Source organism: Streptomyces sp. 2323.1 (genome assembly GCF_900221035.1).
GTDB lineage: Bacteria > Actinomycetota > Actinomycetes > Streptomycetales > Streptomycetaceae > Streptomyces > Streptomyces sioyaensis.
Map to the genome: position 1 here is coordinate 872,459 of NZ_LT907981.1, position 16,277 is coordinate 888,735.

Consider the following 16,277-nt stretch of genomic DNA (forward strand, 5'->3'; position numbering starts at 1 on the left):
TGCGGAACCCGGAGGTGATCGCCCTGGTCCGGAGACGCGCTACACAGCAAGGACGCCCGTGAATGCGACACGGGCGTCCGGCACTTCGGAACCACGACAGCTGATCAGGACGCTACACCGAGCAACCCCCGGCAGGCCGCACAACCATGACGGACGCGTCGCCCTTCACCGGCCAAGGCCATCGCCCGTCCTCCGTATCCCTGACCGATCGGACGGGTGTACGACGGCCAGGCGGTGCGGGCGGCGGCCTCAGTCGGACTCCCCGCTCTCCCCGCTCTCGCTCTCGGTCGCGGTCGCGGGCGCCGGAGCGGTCGCGCTCAGCTTGCGCCGGCGCCACCACACCCCGGTACCGAGGCCCGCGGCGGCGACGGCCCCGACGGCCGACAGCATCCACCAGTACTGCCCCTGCCATCCGGCGTCCGTCTGCGCCCCGATCGCCGCCTTGTGCAGGGCGGGCTGCCGCTCGTGGGCGACATGCTCCGATCCGCCGTCGGCATCGCCGGGCGACCAGGCGGGGAGCGCGCCGACGGGCGTGGTGCGCGCGGCCGCCTCGAAGCCCCAGTCCAGCAGGGCGCGGGTTTCCTCGTAGACGGCGTTCGGAGCCCCGGACTGCGGGTTCATGAGGGTGACCAGCAGCGTCCGCCCATCACGCCGGGCCGCGGCGATCAGGGTGTTGCCGGCGTGGCTGGTGTAGCCGTTCTTCACCCCGATCAGCCCGTCGTACGGCCTGACGCCGTGTGAGCCGACCAGCAGCCGGTTGGTGTTCTGGATGCCGAACGAGTCCGGTCCGCCGTCCTGCGGAAGCTGTGCCTGCTTGGTCGCCGCGAAGTCGGCGAAGTCCGGGTTGTGCAGACCGGCCCGCCCGAAGAGCGTCAGGTCGTAGGCCGAGGAGACCTGGCCCGGCGTGTCGAACCCGTCGGCCGACTCCACCCGCGTGTCGCGGGCGCCGAGGCGGTGTGCGGTCTCCTGCATGTCGTCGATGGTCTTGTTCCAGCCGCCGTTCATGGCGGCCAGGGTGTGGACGGCATCGCTGCCCGAGCGCAGGAAGACGCCACGCCACAGGTCATCGACGTGGTAGGGCATGTCCTCCCTGAGGCCGGCGAGCGAACTCCCGGCCTCGATACCGGACAGGTCCGCCAGCGAGACGGTGTGCACCTCCCCCTGGGCGAACTTCGGCAGCACCGTCACGGCGAAGAGCGTCTTGAGAGTGCTGGCGGGCGGCAGGGGCCGGTGGGCGTTCTTGGCCGCCAGCACCTTGCCGCTCGCCATGTCCGTCACCATCCAGGACAGGGCGGAGACATCCGGTGGCTCGGGCGCGTCCGCCCGGGGCAGGAACTGCACGCCGCGCCGGTCCAGCCCGTTCTCGGCAACGGCCGGATCGACCAGGTGCGCTCCGGGCCGCAGGTCGTCGATGCCGTTCGGGCCATCGGCGGCTGCCTGGCCGGGCACGGCCCACAGGCCGGCGGCACAAAGGGTGGCGGTGGTGGCGACTCTGACGGGGACCCAACTCACGCGAGACATGTGGCTCACGCTAAAAACGACCCGGGCGTGGCGCCGTCTGGCATACGCCATCCGATGTGCGGGCGCCCCGACTGCCGTACGCGGCGGGCCGGGACCGGCGGTCAGTCCGCCGGTCCCGGCCCGCGCGGCCGGATGCCGGTTACCAGATCTCGTCGACCCACTCCGGGTGGTCGATGAACGGGTTCCGGTTGTGCTGGTACTTGTCGAATATCACCTGGTTGCGGTGCTTCTCAAAGGTGTCCGGCGGGTCCTGCTTGCTCCACTGCTTCAGTACGGAGAGCTTGCCGATGTGCGGCTCGGTGCCGTTGCCGACCTTGTCGTTGGGCTCCAGGTCCGGGAAGCCGTCGCCGCCGTCGTAACGGACGGCCATGTAGAGGATCATGCGGGCGACATCGCCCTTGACCGCGTCCCGGGGCTCGAAGGAGTCGTCGTCGGTGAAGTTGCCCGGCGCCTCGGGGACCTCCGTACCGCCCTTGTCGAAGTCCTTGTCGCCGCGGGCGCTGTTGACGGAGACATTGGCCGGGCGCAGGTGGTGGAGGTCGGTGCCGGGGCCGGTGTCGGTACCGAAGTCGCCGTGGGACTTCGCCCAGACGTGTTCGCGGTTCCAGTCGTCCGGACCGCCGCCGTTGGCGTTCTTGCTCGCCGACCGGCCGGAGTACAGCAGAATCACGTTCGCACTGTTGGCCGGGTCCTGGTCGGTGTCCTTGAGCGCGTCCCAGACCTCGTCGTAGGTCAGCTTTCCGGTCTGGGTGGTGCTGATGATCCGGTGCAGTGATTCCTTGAGCGCCGGGCCGGTCTTGCCGAGGGCGTCCTTGTAGTACGTGTCGTCAGTCGTCATACGACGTGACGTCATGCGACGTGGCGTCAAATTCCCTGAGCGAATGGGATGAGTGCGGGGCGATGGGTGCGGCAGCGGCAGCGCGGTGTGCGGGCACGGTGGCCGTCGCACTGGCCGGGATCTGTACGACCACCGCCGTCAGCACCGTTCCGGTGGCGAGCGCCAGGGCGGTACGGGCGCGACGGGTCACGCGAGTGGTGTCCACGAAGGGTGTCCTCTCCCCGAATTGTGGCGCCGAGTCGCGAAATGTGGGGGCGCGACCCGCGCCGGCCGTTGGGAAACACGGCCGCAGGCAGCTTTCCATTGCAGGAATCACCACGGTGTGAACAGCTGGGGAGGGTTATGTGTCCACTCCGTGGCAATCACTGAATTCCCCCGAAAACGCAGCACTGCCGTCGATACCCCGTCAGGAACGCGGGGAATACGCGATGTTCGGGGCCCGGGAACGCCGGCGCCCGCCTGCCACCGGTGGGCCAGGGCCTCATGCGCACTCGGTCCATCCCGTCGCGGGGAAGGAAAAGCGCGGCCAGCGCCGGCGAGTTGACGCCCCGCTCACCACCCCGACCGACCGCATTCAGGAACCTGGCTTGTCCCACACCCACGCATAGCGCCACAGCAGATGGCGGCGGACGCGGCTGCCCGGCAGCATGTCCTGTGCCGCGCGCCGGATCTCACCCCATGTCATGTCGGGATCCTGCATCGGCAGGCCCGACGGTTCGGACTTGCCGCGGTGGCGACGGGCGAGGAACAAGGAGGCGGGGAGGCCCGCCACGCTGATGAGCCAGTCCAGCGGCGTCCCGTTGTTCGCCAGGCCGATGACGACGAGGCGCCCGCCGGGCGCGAGCAGGTCGGCCATCCGGCGGACCGCGGCCGCGAAGTCCAGGTGATGGAGGACGGCCACGACGGAGAGGAAGTCGTAGGGGCCGGGAAGAACGCCGTCCGCCGCCGTCATGAAGTCCGCCTCGACGAAGGTGGCATTCGGGGTCCGGGCCCCGGCCTCGCGGGCCAGCCGGATCATTGCCGGCGAGCGGTCCACGCCGGTCACCTCGGGAATCCGCCGCGCGAGTTTGCGGGCCAGCAGGCCATCGCCGCATCCGATGTCCAGCGCGCGGGTGCAGCCGTCCGGCACGGCGTCCAGCACGAGCCGGTGATAGTGCACATTGTGATTCCAGTACGGGTTCGGCAGTTCTTCCGGGCTCGGCATTCGGCCACGCTAACGAAACAACCGGCGCACTTTGGCCTTATCGGGTGAACTCGCACCTCACTCGCAACCGGACGGGCACGGTCCGGCTTCCGAAGAACTGACAGCTTGTTCATCGAATGCCCCGAACCCCACCGATCCCCCGAATTCCCCGAATCCCCTCGAACCCTTCGGACCGTGAGTTGTGGAGGCCCCCATGTCGCAGTACCGCCCCACTCCCCCGCCGTACGGTGCCACGCCGGGCTATGTGCTCGCTCCCCCGCGCCCCGAGGAGCGTCTCGGTGCGCCGGCGAACCCGCAGGAGCGCCCGTCCGCGTACCGCGCAGACCCCGTTCTCCCGCCGCCCCGCCCGGAGGACCGGCTGCACTTCGAGCCGCTGCTCCCGCAGGATCGGCCGCCGGCTCCGCCGCGCCCCGAGGAGCAGCGGCAGGGGCCGGTGGCGATGCCCGACCGCCGCCGGCAGGAGCTCCAGGCCGCGCTCACCGCGGCGGGCGTCGCTCCCGCCGACGGCGATCTGACGGCCCTGGCGGAGATCGCGAGCCTCGGCGACACCACGGTCGCCGCCGTCATCGGCTGGCTCGGGGCCGCCGCCCGGGCGTCCTGGCCGCGGCCCCGAGCGGTGTGACGGAGCGCGCTGCCCGGGTCAGCGCAGACCGGGCAGACTGCGCAGCTCAGCGATCTTCAGGACGCGGGCCAGGAGCACGAAGGCCAGCGCCATGGTGAGCCCGCCGGCGGCCAGGGCAGGCACGGAGGCCCAGCCCGCCGGGACGGACACACCGGAGCAGGCACCGGCCACGAGCCGGCCCAGCGCGGCGGCCGCGGCCGCGGAGAGGGCCAACTTGCCGTAGGTGCGACACAGCCGCCGGCCGTCGAGGCGGCCGGCGAGCCGGCGGCGCAGCAGCACCACGGTGAGCAGCAGCCCGATTCCGTAGGCGACGGCGTAGGCGGCGGCCATCCCGATGACCGCCCAGCGGGCGGGCAGCCAGAGGTGGCAGGCGGCGGCCAGGCCGATGTTGACGGCGGCGATGCACAGCGCCGTCCAGAACGGCGTACGGGTGTCCTCGAAGGCGTAGAAGCCGCGCAGCAGCAGGTACTGGGCGGAGAACGGGATCAGCCCGAGCCCGAAGGCCTGCAGCATCTGCCCGGCGGGCACGGCCGAGGCCGCGTCCACGGCGCCGTGCGCGAACAGGAGTTGGGCGGTCTGCGGGCCGAGCGCGAGGAAGAAGAAGGCGGCCGGGACGATGAGGACCCCGCTGATCCGCAGCCCGTGGGAGAGATCGGCCCGCATGTCGTCCAGGCGGTGTTCGGCGACCGCCCGACTCATCCGTGGCAGCAGCGCGGTCACCAGCGAGACGGTGACGATCGACTGCGGCAGCACCCAGATGCCCTGCGCGAAGGTGTAGGCGGTGTATCCGACGCCCCCGGTGGGGAGTTGCTGGTCCGCGGCGCCGGCGAAGTGGGTGACGACGGTCATCGCGGCCAGGTTGGCGAGCACCAGCAGCAGCGTCCACCGGGCGGCCGCGATGCTCTTGCGCAGACCGCTGCCGCGCCAGTCGAAGCGCGGCCGGAAGCGGAAGCCGGATGCGCGGACGAAGGGGATCAGGGCCAGGCCCTGGACGGCGATACCGCCCGTGGTGACGAGGCCCAGGAAATCGATCTGGCCCGGGGTGATGTCCTCGATACGGTCCGGGCCGGCCAGCAGGCCGAGGTAGAGGCCGAACATCGTGATCAGCACGACGTTGTTGAGCACCGGTGTCCACATCATCGCGCCGAACTTGTTCCGGGCGTTGAGGACTTGGCCGAGGATGAAGAACAGGCCGTAGAAGAAGATCTGCGGCAGCAGAAAGCGGGCGAAGACCACGGTGAGCTCGAAGGCGGCGTGGTTCTTGGGGGTGTCGCTCGTATAGAGGGCGACGATCTGCGGCGCGGCCCAGACCGACAGCACGGTACCGGCCGCGAGGACGCTCAGGACCAGGGTGACCAGGCGTTGTTCATAGGCGCGGCCGCCGTCCGGGTGCTCGGCCCTGGCCCGTACCAGCTGCGGCACCAGCACCGAGTTGAGCGCGCCGCCGATCATCAGGGTGTAGATGCTCACCGGGATGACATTGGCCATGTTGTACGTGGTGGCGAGCAGTCCGGTGCCGAGTGCGCCCGCCTGGAGCATCAAGCGGATCATTCCGGTGGCCCGGGAGACCACGGTCCCCAGCGCCATCAGGAGCGAGGAGCGTCGCAGCCCGGCGCCCTCGCCCTCCCCCTTGCCCGCGGCGGGCCGTCCCCGCCCCGGCTGCGGCGTACGGCCTTCCCCGTCCCCCTCGCCGCCGGGCCCCGGCCCCTCGCCGGCTATCTCGTCGTCGGCCCGGCGATCCGGCAGCCGCAGCGCCAGCGTGTCGTGCGGTGTGTGTGATGTGTGCGGTGTGTGTGGTGTCCCCTCCAGCATTCCGCCAATCTACGGGGAATCACGGGCGGACCTGGACCGCTGCGGCGTCGCCCGCGCACGGGACGGCCGCGCGGCGGGCAGCGGGCGGGCGCGGTCCGGGTCGAGGAGCGGGGCGAGCAGATCGCCGTGGCGGGCGAGGCGCGGGGCGATCTCGCCGAAGAGGAAGGTGAGCTGCTGCGGGTCGGTGCAGTCGGCGATCTCGTCCCAGGTGACCGGGGCGGAGACGGTGGGGGTGTCGCGGGCCCGCAGGGTGTAGGCGGCCGCGGTGGTCTTGGCGGCGGCGTTCTGGGAGAAGTCGATGAAGACCTTGCCGGGGCGCAGCGTCTTGGTCATCTTGTGCACGACGAGTTCCGGGAGGGCCGCCGCGGCCTCGACGGCGAGGGCCTTGGCGTAGGCGGTGGTCCGCCCGGCCGGGACGGGCTCGACGGGCACGACGAGGTGCAGGCCCTTGGCCCCGCTGGTCTTGGCGTGGACGTCCAGGCCGTCGGCCGCCAGCCGGTCGTGCAGCCACTGGGCCGCGGTGCAGCATTCCACGATGGTGGCCGGGGCCCCGGGGTCGAGGTCGAAGACGAGCCGGTCGGCGATGCCCGGCGCCCGGTACGTCCACTGCGGGGTGTGCAGCTCGACGACCAGGTTCGCGGCCCAGACGAGCGAGGGCAGGTCCTGCAGCAGGACCTGGCGGGTGGGCCCGGACGTCGAATGGGGGACCTCGCATGTCTTCACCCAGGAGGGTGCGCCGGGCGGCACGTTCTTGGTGAAAAAGCGCTGGCCGTCCGGCCCGTCGGGGTAGCGCAGGAAGGACAGCGGCCGGTCGCGGAGGTGGCTGAGCAGCGGACCTGCGGTGGTGGTGCAGTAGTGCAGCACCTCACCCTTGGTGGTGCCGGTCCCCGGATAGAGGACCTTGTCCAGGTTGGTCAGCGAGAGGCGCCGCCCCTCCACGACGGTGATCGGCGACATACCATGAGAATCCCACACAAGGGATGAAAGATGCGTTCTATCTGGAATGGGTCCATATCGTTTGGCCTGGTCACCATCCCGGTGAAGACCTACAGCGCCACCGACCGCACCTCGTCGGTCTCCTTCGTGCGCATTCACGAGAAGGACGGTGCGCCGGTCCAGTACCGGAAGATCTGTGAGCTGGACGGCAACGAGGTCCCGAACGAGGAGGTCGGCAAGGGCTATCAGCCGCCCGGCGACGACACCATCGTGCCGATCACCGACGACGATCTGTCCCGGCTGCCGATGCCGACCGCCAAGACGCTGTCGATCCTGTCGTTCGTCGACCCCACCGAGATCGACCCGCTCCAGATGGACAAGTCGTACTACCTGGCGCCCAACGGAGCATCCGCCGCCAAGCCGTACACGCTGCTGCGGGAGGCGCTGGAACACCATCGGAAGGTCGCGATCGGCAAGGTGGCGATGCGGGGCCGGGAGTCGCTGGCGATGCTGCGGGCGCACGACGGGGCACTGGTGATGCATCAGCTGCTGTGGCCGGATCAGATCCGGCCCGCCACCGAGGTGGTGCCCGACGACGTCGAGATCCGCGAGAACGAGATGACGCTGGCCGAGACCCTGATGGACTCCCTCGGCGAGCTGGACCCCGCCGAACTCCACGACGACTACCGCGAGGCCGTCGAGGAGCTGGTCGCCGCCAAGCTGGAGGGCGAGGAGCCGGTCGCCCCCGCGGCAGCCGCGTCCGGCGCCCAGGTCATCGATCTGACGGCGGCCCTGGAGAAGAGCGTGCGGGCGGCGCAGGGCGGGGACACCGGCACGGAGGCGGAGCCGGCGTCCGTGACCCCCCTGCGGGGACGCAAGGCCGCGAAGAAGTCCGCGGCGAAGAGCGCCGCCAAGAAGAGCGGTACGACGCAGCAGGCCACGGCCCGGAAGACCGGCGCGGCCGGCACGAAGAAGGCCCCCGCGAAGAAGACGGCGGCGAAGAAGTCCGCGACCGCGCCGAAGGCCGCCGGCGGGCGGACGAAGGCAGCCTCGGCCACCGGAAAGTCCACGGCCTCCCGCGGCACCGCGGCCGCCTCCTCCGGGAAGTCCGCGTCGAAGAGCACCACCAAAAAGACCGCCGCCAAGAAGACCACGGCCAAGAAAACGGGCAAGCGGTCGTCCGCGTAGGGCCGTCGGGCCGCCTCTCCCGTGGGCGCCCGTTCTAGAGTCGGGGTATGGCTTCAGACGAGGGGACCACCCGCATCGACAGCTGGATCTGGTCCGTACGGCTCACCAAGACGCGCTCGCTGGCCGCGGCGGCCTGTCGTGCGGGCCACGTACGGGTCAACGGTGAACGGGTGAAGCCGGCGCACGGTGTACACAACGGCGACGAGGTGCGGCTGCGGCACGCGGGCCGGGAGCGGATCGTGGTGGTCTCGCGGCTGGTGCGCAAGCGGGTGGGCGCGGCCATCGCCGCGGAGTGCTACGTCGACAACTCGCCGCCGGCCCCACCGCGCGAGGAGGTCCCGGTGATCGCGCTTCGCGACCGCGGCGCCGGCCGCCCCACCAAGCGCGAGCGCCGCGAGATCGACCAGCTGCGCGGGCACTGAAGGGACCGGTCCGCGGATCCACGCCGCCCGGCGGCCCGCGGAGACATGCCTAGGCCGGCGGCAGCGCGTCGAGATAGACCCACTGGCCGGCCTCGCGGACGAAGCGGCTGTGCTCGTACTGGCTGTCCGCGTGGCCGTGCACGGTGTAGTGCGCGCGGAATTCCACGGTGCCTTCGGTGTGGAAGGCGCTGCCGCCCGTCGTGCCGAGGATGTCGAGTCCGGTCCACCGCTGCGCCGGGTCGAGGTCGAGGCTGCCCGGCCGGGTCGTCGGGTGCCAGGTGCGCAGCAGATATCCGGTGTCACCGACGGCGAAGGCGCTGTACCGCGAGCGCATCAGGCGCTCCGCGGTCGGGGCGGTGGCCCGCCCCTCGTGGAAGGCGGCGCAGCAGTCGCCGTAGGTCGCGGCGCGTCCGCAGGGGCAGGGCGCGGCGGGGGCGACGGGGGCCGGGCGGCGGGGCGTGTTCTTCGGTTTCGGCACCCCACGATTGTGCCGGGTGGGACGGAGCGGTCCGCGACACACCGGGCGTCCGCTGGAGCGGCCCACGCAGAAGCTGCGCCCATTTAGGGAATTTCAACGATAAATCACCCATTTGCAGCTTTTGGTGGCTTGATCCGTGCTGTGAGGCTGGAAGAACTCATGGTGACCGTCCCCACCACCCAGGAGAGAACCCCCATGATTCTGTCCATTTCCGGCGTCGTCCTGCTCGGTGTCATCGTCTTCCTCTTCTTCCGCAAAGACGGCCTGAAGCTGTCCCACGCCCTGGTCTCCGCGCTCTTCGGGTTCTACCTCGCCAGCTCCGCCATCGCGCCCAGCATCAAGGCCGGCGGGGCGAGCCTGGCCAACCTCCTCGGGGGGATCAAGATCTAGCCCGTCCGTCCGGAGTCCTCGTCCGGCGCCACCCCCACCGGTCCCGCACCCCACCCCGGCCCCACACCCCGCCGGTCCCGCCCGTACGGGCCGCGCCTGCTCCCGTCCGGGCGGCTCCGTGTGCAGCACGCTCCCCGGCTCGCCGCCCACGCCGAGCCCTCACGACCACCGCACGAGCAACAGGAGAAGACGTGGCCCGGCGCCCCCTGCCCCGCATCCTGACCAGCGGCCAACCCCTCGCCCGCATGACCAACAGCGCCTCCCTCGCCCGCAGTCGCGAACTGGCGCGCACCGCCGCCGAGAGCGCCTCCGATGTGTTCCACCCGCTGATCATCATCGCCCGGGGGCTGCGCCGGCTGGGCGCGGCCGGCCGTGGACGCTGGATCGCGACCCCCAGGGAGCACCGCGGCCCGACGGCCTTCTTCGTCGGCGCGTGCGTACTGGTCGTGTGCCTGGTGCCGTACGGCCCGCTGCTCGCCCTGATCACGCTGATGGGGGCGGGGGCCTGGGCGGGGCGGGAGCGGACACCGGTGGAGACCGGCCCCGGCGAGGCCGCGACCGAGCGGCTGCGGGCGCTGTACGAGGCGCTGGTGCCGTACCTCTGCGTCGACGGTGACCCCAGCCCCCTGTACGCGCCGGACGGTGACTGGGAGCGGGCCTTCCCCGAGTACGCCTTCGACGACAGCGGGCGGCTCGAACGGCTGCAGCTGAAGTACCCGGCGTACTTCACCGACGGCGAGGACGGCGCCCGGGCCCGCATCGAGCAGGTGCTGTACGCCAAGGCCGGACGCGGCCGGGAGTACCACTTCGCCTGGGACGAGCTGACCAATCAGCTCACCCTGACCGCCCTGGGCCCGCTGCCCACCGACATCGCCGCCCAGCGGTTCGTCACCTCGCCGGGCGAGCTGGTACTCGGGTTCACCGACCCCGATTTCGTCCAGCGGACCCTGCCGGTCACCGGCGGGGAGGAGACCCGGGATGCTCCGCCGGTGGTCTGGCGTACCGGCCCGCGCTCCACCGAACCGCATCTGCTCGCCCTGGGGCAGCCGGGGACGGGCGCCACGACGCTACTGCGCTCGCTCGCCCTCCAGGCGCTGGAGCACGGCGATGTGCTGGTCATCGACGGCGGCGGCACCGGCGAGTACGGGTGTCTGGCCGGGCGCCGTGGCGTGCTGGGCGTGGAGAGCGGGCTGGCGGGGGCGCTGGCGACGCTGGAGTGGGCCTCCCACGAGACCGAGCGGCGGCTGATCGCGGCGAACCGGGCGCGGCAGGCCGGCCGGCCCGCGCCGGACGACACCCGCCGCCCGCTGTGGATCCTCGCGGACCGTCCCACCGCGCTGGCCCATATCGCGTCCGCGGAGGGCCGGGAGGACCCGCAGCAGTGGCTCCAGGTGCCGCTGCGGCACGGCCGGGCCGCCCACGTCACGGTGGTCGTGGCCGAGCATTTCGAGAGCGCCGAGCTGCTGAGCGAGCCGGTGCGGGCGCACACCAAGGCCCGGGTGGTGCTCGGCCCCGCCACGGCCGAAGAGGTACGGGCGGTGCTCGGGGCGCCGCCGCACACCACACCGGTCGCGCAGGTGCCGCCGGGGCGCGGCTATGCGCGCCTGGGCACCGCTCCCGTACTGCGGCTCCAGGTGCCGGCCACCCCCGACCCGCTCGACGACGCCACCGGCCAGGCGCACCGCGAGGCCGTCCTGGCGCTGCTGCCGGAGCGTACGGTCCCGGCCGACGGAGCCGGTCCCGCCGAGCCGGTGGACGCACCGCGGCCGGTGGACATCCGCAAGGCGGGAGATGCCCCCAAGACGGGAGGCGCGCGGAAGGCGGTGGACGTCCGCACGGCGGGGGACGGCAAGGCAGGAGACGTCCGCAAGCCGGTGGACATCCGCAAGGTGGACGCCCGGAAGGCCGGGGGCGCGGCCGCCGCGGAGCCGGCGGGCGGGCCCGCCGCGGCCGAGGGGGCGCCGCAGGACGGGGAAGACGGGTCCGCCGGCGAACCGGTGGGCGCGGCCGTCCGCGCGGCGCACGGCAAGGGCGGCGAACCGCGGGTGGTCAACGGATCGGCGGACGCCTCCCGGCCGGAGGGCTGAGGATCGGCCGCCCGGCGGCCCCGTACGCGCCCGGCGGTCAGGCCACGAAAACGTGCCGGGACTCCGTCTCCACCGGCGCACCCGTCGCGACCAGCCGCGCGGCGCCGGCCAGCCGGACCGCGGCCTCGTCGGCGACGGCCCCGCTGACCGTGAACGGCAGCCGTACGAAGCCCTCGAAGGCACCGTCGACACCGAACCGCGGACCGGAGGGCACCCGCACCCCGAGCCGCTCCCCCGCCTCGGCGATCCTGGAACCGGAGAGTCCGCCGGTACGCGCCCACAGCGTGAGCCCGCCGCGGGGAACGCTGAACTCCCAGTCGGGGAGGTGCCGTTGCAGGGCTTCGACGATCGCCTGGCGATTCTCACGGGCCTGTTCGCGGCGGATCTCGACGGCCTGTTCCCAGCCGCCGTTCTTCAGGAGCGAGGCGATGGCGAGCTGTTCGAGGACCGGTGAGCCCAGGTCGGAGTAGGCGCGGGCGGCGACCAGACTGCGGATGATGTCGGGCGCGGCACGCACCCAGCCGATCCGCATCCCGGCCCAGAACGCCTTGCTCGCCGAGCCGACGGTGATCACCGCGCTGCCCGCGGGGTCGAAGGCGCACACCGGCCGCGGCGGCTCGGGGTCCTCGTCCAGCCCGAGTTCGGTCATGGTCTCGTCGACGACGAGCAGCGTGCCGGCCGACTTGGCGGCGTCGACCAGGCGGCGGCGCTGGTCGTCGGTGGCGAGGGTGCCGGTGGGGTTGTGGAAGTCGGCGACGACATAGGCCATCCGGGGCGCGGCATCGCGCATCACCTGGCGCCAGACGGGGATGTCCCAGCCGGCCAGCCGCTCCCCGAGGGCGACCGGGACGAGCCGGGCGCCGGCGTCCCGCATCAGCTGGAGGATGTTGGCATACGACGGGGAGTCGACGGCCACCCGCTCGCCGGGGCTCGTACACAGCCGGCAGATCGCGGCCACCGCGCCCATCGCGCCCGTGGTCACCATGATCTGTTCGGGCATGGTGGGGATACCGCGGGCGGTGTAGCGGTCGGCGAGGGCCTGGCGCAGGACCGGCAGACCGGCGGGGTAGTCGCCGTGGGTGTGGGCGTAGAGCGGAAGGTCGGCCATGGCGCCCTGGACGGCGCGGGTGAGCCAGGGCTCGGGGGCCGGGAGGGCGGCACAGCCGAGGTCGATCATGGATCCGGCGGCCTCCGGGGGCAGCGGTTCCAGACCACGGGTGGGCAGCGGATTGCCGGCCGGGACGGCCGTCCAACTGCCCGAGCCACGCCGGGACTCCAGGAAGCCCTCGGCCCGCAGCGCTTCGTAGGCGGCGGCGACGGTGGTGCGGCTGACGCCGAAGGCCGCGGCCAGCTCGCGTTCGGCGGGCAGGCGGGCGGCGACCGGTATCCGGCCTTCCAGTACGAGCAGGCGGACACCGTCGGCGAGGCTGCGGTAGGCGGGCAACCGGCGCCCGCCGACCGCGAGTTGCGCGTCGTACGGGTCCTGCGACCGGAGCAGGCGGGCGAGTTGGGGCGCACCTACTGCTGAAGTCCACTGAGCCATGAAGATCAGTCCACCTTCGCCGAATTGGCTCTACTTACCGAGCCCGGACATGCCACATGGTGTCACGCGTCGGTCCAATCCTGCCAGGAGGGGGAAAAGTCGTGTCCATGATCAAGGAAGCCGGCCCGGGGAGGGCCCTGATGGCACGCCGGTTGTTCCAGCTGTACACGGGACTGGCGCTGTACGGCGTGAGCATGGGGCTGATGGTCCGCGCGGACCTGGGGCTGGAGCCCTGGAGCGTGCTCAACCAGGGCATATCCCGGCATACGGGACTGACGATCGGCACGGTCACCATCGTGTCCGGCGCGCTGATCCTGCTGCTGTGGATCCCGCTGCGCCAGCGCCCCGGGCTGGGCACGGTGTCCAACGTGGTGATCCTCGGGCTGGTGATGGACGCGACGATGGCCGTGACGCCGGAGCTGGCCTCACTGGGCGCCCGTATCCCGCTGCTGGCGTTCGCCGTCGTCCTCAACGGCGCCGCGACCGGCCTCTACATCTCCGCCCGCTTCGGCCCGGGGCCGCGCGACGGGCTGATGACCGGGCTGCACCAGCGCACCGGCCGCCCGGTACGGCTGGTGCGGACCTGCATCGAGGTGACGGTGCTCGCGGTCGGCTATCTGCTCGGCGGGTCCCTCGGCGTCGGCACCGTGGTCTATGCGCTGGCCATCGGGCCCCTGGCGCAGTTCTTCCTCCGCCGCTTCGCGATCAAGGACCTGACCGCGGAGCCGTCCCCGGTGGTGGCCCGCGGAGGGACTTCACCCGAGCGCGCGATACTGCCGGAGTGACCTCAGCGATACGCCCACGCCACGCCTATCTCGATCACCCCGCGCCGCTGCCCTTCGCCCACCGGGGCGGGGCCGCCGACGGCCTGGAGAACACCGCCGCCGCCTTCCGGCGCGCGGTGGCCCTCGGCTACCGCTATCTGGAGACCGATGTGCACGCCACATCGGACGGACACCTCGTCGCCTTCCACGACCCGACGCTCGACCGCGTCACCGACACCCGCGGCGCGATCGGAGCGCTCCCCTGGCGGGCGGTGCGCCGGGCCCGGGTCGCCGGCCGCGAACCGCTGCCGCTGTTCGAGGAGCTCCTGGAGGAGTTCCCCGACGCGCACTGGAACGTCGACCTCAAAGCGGAGGCCGCGCTGCCGCCGCTGCTGGACCTGCTGCGCCGCACCAACGCCTGGGACCGGGTGTGCGTCGGTTCGTTCTCGGAGGCCCGGGTGGCCCGGGCCCAGCTGCTGGCCGGCCGGCAGATGGCGAGCTCGCTCGGCACCCGCGGCGTGGCCGGCCTGCGCCTGCGCTCGTACGGCCGCGGAGTGCTGCCGCTCGACCGGCTGCTGGGCGCGGCGGTGCGGCGCAGCGCGGTCTGCGTACAGGTCCCCGAGCGGCAGTCCGGCATCCCGGTCGTCGATCCGCTGTTCCTGCGCGCCGCGCACGCACTCGGCATGCAGGTCCACGTCTGGACGGTCAACGACGCGGACCGGATGACCGCACTGCTCGACCTGGGCGTGGACGGGATCATGACGGATGACATCGAGACGCTGCGGACGGTACTGACCGAGCGGGGGTGCTGGGTCTGAACGGGGTGCTGGGCCTGAGCGGGGCGCCGGTGGTACGACTGGACCAACGGGCGTCTCTTCGACGACCGTGGTGACCGTCTTCGCCGACGAGCGCGGCCGGCTGCTTCCTTCCGGCCGGGGCACCCGTGTGGTTCTTCGCGCCGGTCACCGGCGCCGGTCCGGCCGTCGGCTTGATCGGTTTTGCCCTGCCGGCAAGGGTGCCGGTGGGCCGGGCGATCAAGGCGGCCGGAAATCCTGCGCCTGACCGGATTTAGTCCCAGGGCGTGCGGGGCGGTAGTGTACGCCTTTGGCTCACCAGGCGGACCGTTACTGCGCGCTCAACCATGTATGGCGCTGGGTGACATCTGCTGCCAGATGTGACAAACCGGGCAATGGTGGGTACAACAAGGGGCGGCACGAAGGAAGGCAGCGGCGCGCAGCGCCTCCATCATGGGCGGTGGTGGGCGACGGGTGGGCGCATCTCCCGATTCGGGAATCTTCACCGCCGACCGGACGTTGACCGGATGACGACGACAGCGACACCTGTCCTGTGGGCGACAAGCCCGGGAGGCACGATTCATGAGTGAGCGAGCTCTCCGCGGCACGCGACTCGTGGTGACCAGCTACGAGACCGACCGCGGCATCGACCTGGCCCCGCGCCAGGCGGTGGAGTACGCATGCCAGAACGGACATCGATTCGAGATGCCGTTCTCGGTTGAGGCCGAGATTCCGCCGGAGTGGGAGTGCAAGGTGTGCGGTGCACCCTCGCTTCTGGTGGATGGCGATGGCCCTGAGGAGAAGAAGGGTAAGCCCGCGCGTACGCACTGGGACATGCTCATGGAGCGGCGCACCCGCGAGGAGCTCGAGGAGGTGCTGGCCGAACGGCTGGCCGTCCTGCGCTCCGGCACCATGAACATTGCCGTGCATCCGCGCGACACCAACCGCAAGTCCGCCTGACGGCGGGATTGCACCGAGCACGCACAAGGGCCGGGTCACTGCACTGTGCAGTGACCCGGCCCTTGTGCGTGTCCGCGGCTCCCCCGTCCCGGGTGCCGGGTGCTCAGCCGGTCAGCGGCGGGTCCTGACGGCGCGGGGACGGCGGCTCGTCGTCGCGGATGACCTCGCCCTGGACGACCTTGCCGTCCGGCCGGTGCATCCGGGCCTGCTGGAAGGCGTCACCGAACGTGCCCGGCGAGTACTGCGCCCGCCGGGACACCAGCTTCTCGGTCCGGCGCTGGATCAGCTTCCCGGTCGGCGGGAACAGGCAGAGCAGCCCCAGCGCGTCGGACACCAGCCCGGGCACCATCAGCAGCAGTCCGCCGGCCATCGGGAGCGTATTGCCGCTGCCCGACGTGGCGTTGCCGGACGACGGGGGGCCGCCGGGGGCCGACGGGTCGCCGCTGCCCTGCATGCTCTCGGTGAGCTTCTGCCAGGCGCGGCGGCCGGCCCGCTTGATCACATAGCCGCCGACGATCACTCCGGCGATCAGCAACAGCGCGACCGTCAGTCCGCTGGTGGCCTCGGCGACCACGGTCAGCAGCCAGATCTCCAGCACCACCCAGGCGGCGATGCCCAAGGGGAGGTACCGGCGGGCGCGCGAGCGCTGGGGTGGCCGGGGACCCGGCGAGGGCGTGGCTCCGAACGTCATGCCTCAAGTGTGCCTGGCCCGTCCCGT

General features: G+C 71.9%; 17 protein-coding genes. 8 read left to right on the top strand and 9 right to left on the bottom strand.

Annotation, left to right across the window (positions count from 1 at the left end; translation table 11 throughout):
* Positions 1–249: 249 nt before the first annotated feature.
* From CPH93_RS03110 to CPH93_RS03125, 4 genes are all read right to left on the bottom strand, one after another.
* On the bottom strand, positions 250–1,521 hold the full coding sequence (locus tag CPH93_RS03110; RefSeq protein ID WP_231977157.1) for a D-alanyl-D-alanine carboxypeptidase family protein: 1,272 nt from the start codon (positions 1,519–1,521) through the stop codon (positions 250–252).
* Positions 1,522–1,660: 139 nt separating this feature from the next.
* Positions 1,661–2,374 (bottom strand): endonuclease I family protein, encoded by a 714-nt coding sequence (locus tag CPH93_RS03115; RefSeq protein ID WP_443031428.1) that lies wholly within the window; start codon positions 2,372–2,374, stop codon positions 1,661–1,663.
* A complete protein-coding gene (locus CPH93_RS03120; RefSeq protein WP_096211852.1) occupies positions 2,349–2,564 on the bottom strand; it encodes a hypothetical protein in 216 nt (71 codons plus the stop codon). Before CPH93_RS03120 ends, CPH93_RS03115 begins: the two co-directional genes overlap by 26 nt.
* 369 nt (positions 2,565–2,933) lie before the next feature.
* Positions 2,934–3,563, bottom strand: a complete 630-nt coding sequence (locus CPH93_RS03125) for a class I SAM-dependent methyltransferase (RefSeq protein ID WP_096211853.1) — start codon at positions 3,561–3,563, stop codon at positions 2,934–2,936.
* Between the two features lie 193 nt (positions 3,564–3,756).
* On the opposite strand from CPH93_RS03125, the gene CPH93_RS03130 reads away from it, so the two are divergent.
* Positions 3,757–4,185, top strand: a complete 429-nt coding sequence (locus CPH93_RS03130; protein WP_096211854.1) for a hypothetical protein — start codon at positions 3,757–3,759, stop codon at positions 4,183–4,185.
* An 18-nt stretch (positions 4,186–4,203) separates the two neighbouring features.
* On the opposite strand, the gene murJ is transcribed toward CPH93_RS03130, so the two are convergent.
* Together murJ and ligD are read right to left on the bottom strand one after the other, a co-directional pair.
* Positions 4,204–5,997, bottom strand: coding sequence for a murein biosynthesis integral membrane protein MurJ (gene murJ, locus CPH93_RS03135; RefSeq protein WP_096211855.1), 1,794 nt, complete (start codon positions 5,995–5,997; stop codon positions 4,204–4,206).
* Positions 5,998–6,006: 9 nt separating this feature from the next.
* Positions 6,007–6,954, bottom strand: a complete 948-nt coding sequence (gene ligD, locus CPH93_RS03140) for a non-homologous end-joining DNA ligase (RefSeq protein ID WP_096211856.1) — start codon at positions 6,952–6,954, stop codon at positions 6,007–6,009.
* A gap of 30 nt (positions 6,955–6,984) precedes the next feature.
* On the opposite strand from ligD, the gene ku reads away from it, so the two are divergent.
* Both ku and CPH93_RS03150 read left to right on the top strand, forming a co-directional pair.
* Positions 6,985–8,121, top strand: a complete 1,137-nt coding sequence (gene ku, locus CPH93_RS03145) for a non-homologous end joining protein Ku (RefSeq protein ID WP_096211857.1) — start codon at positions 6,985–6,987, stop codon at positions 8,119–8,121.
* Between the two features lie 47 nt (positions 8,122–8,168).
* Positions 8,169–8,543, top strand: coding sequence for an RNA-binding S4 domain-containing protein (locus tag CPH93_RS03150; protein WP_093487431.1), 375 nt, complete (start codon positions 8,169–8,171; stop codon positions 8,541–8,543).
* A 49-nt stretch (positions 8,544–8,592) separates the two neighbouring features.
* Here the strand turns inward: CPH93_RS03150 and CPH93_RS03155 are convergent, their stop codons facing one another.
* Complete coding sequence (locus tag CPH93_RS03155) at positions 8,593–9,021, bottom strand: YchJ family protein (RefSeq protein WP_096211858.1); 429 nt, start codon at positions 9,019–9,021, stop codon at positions 8,593–8,595.
* A gap of 195 nt (positions 9,022–9,216) precedes the next feature.
* Between CPH93_RS03155 and CPH93_RS03160 the strand changes: the two genes are divergently transcribed.
* On the top strand, positions 9,217–9,411 hold the full coding sequence (locus tag CPH93_RS03160; protein ID WP_006601706.1) for a hypothetical protein: 195 nt from the start codon (positions 9,217–9,219) through the stop codon (positions 9,409–9,411).
* 191 nt (positions 9,412–9,602) lie between these two features.
* Positions 9,603–11,498 (top strand): hypothetical protein, encoded by a 1,896-nt coding sequence (locus CPH93_RS03165; RefSeq protein ID WP_096211859.1) that lies wholly within the window; start codon positions 9,603–9,605, stop codon positions 11,496–11,498.
* A 37-nt stretch (positions 11,499–11,535) separates the two neighbouring features.
* Here CPH93_RS03165 and CPH93_RS03170 read toward each other — a convergent pair whose 3' ends face one another.
* Entirely contained in the window at positions 11,536–13,041 is a 1,506-nt protein-coding gene (locus tag CPH93_RS03170) for an SCO1417 family MocR-like transcription factor (RefSeq protein ID WP_093487425.1), read from the bottom strand.
* A 107-nt stretch (positions 13,042–13,148) separates the two neighbouring features.
* Here CPH93_RS03170 and yczE point away from each other — a divergent pair, with 107 nt between their 5' ends.
* From yczE to CPH93_RS03185, 3 genes are all read left to right on the top strand, one after another.
* Positions 13,149–13,826, top strand: coding sequence for a membrane protein YczE (gene yczE, locus CPH93_RS03175; RefSeq protein ID WP_231977159.1), 678 nt, complete (start codon positions 13,149–13,151; stop codon positions 13,824–13,826).
* Complete coding sequence (locus CPH93_RS03180) at positions 13,823–14,623, top strand: glycerophosphodiester phosphodiesterase family protein (protein WP_093487423.1); 801 nt, start codon at positions 13,823–13,825, stop codon at positions 14,621–14,623. Before yczE ends, CPH93_RS03180 begins: the two co-directional genes overlap by 4 nt.
* Before the next feature lie 558 nt (positions 14,624–15,181).
* Positions 15,182–15,559: an RNA polymerase-binding protein RbpA gene (locus CPH93_RS03185; RefSeq protein WP_006601711.1), complete on the top strand. Its 378-nt coding sequence runs from the start codon at positions 15,182–15,184 to the stop codon at positions 15,557–15,559.
* 103 nt (positions 15,560–15,662) lie between these two features.
* Here CPH93_RS03185 and fxsA read toward each other — a convergent pair whose 3' ends face one another.
* Entirely contained in the window at positions 15,663–16,250 is a 588-nt protein-coding gene (gene fxsA / locus CPH93_RS03190; RefSeq protein WP_096211860.1) for an FxsA family membrane protein, read from the bottom strand.
* Positions 16,251–16,277: the final 27 nt, after the last annotated feature.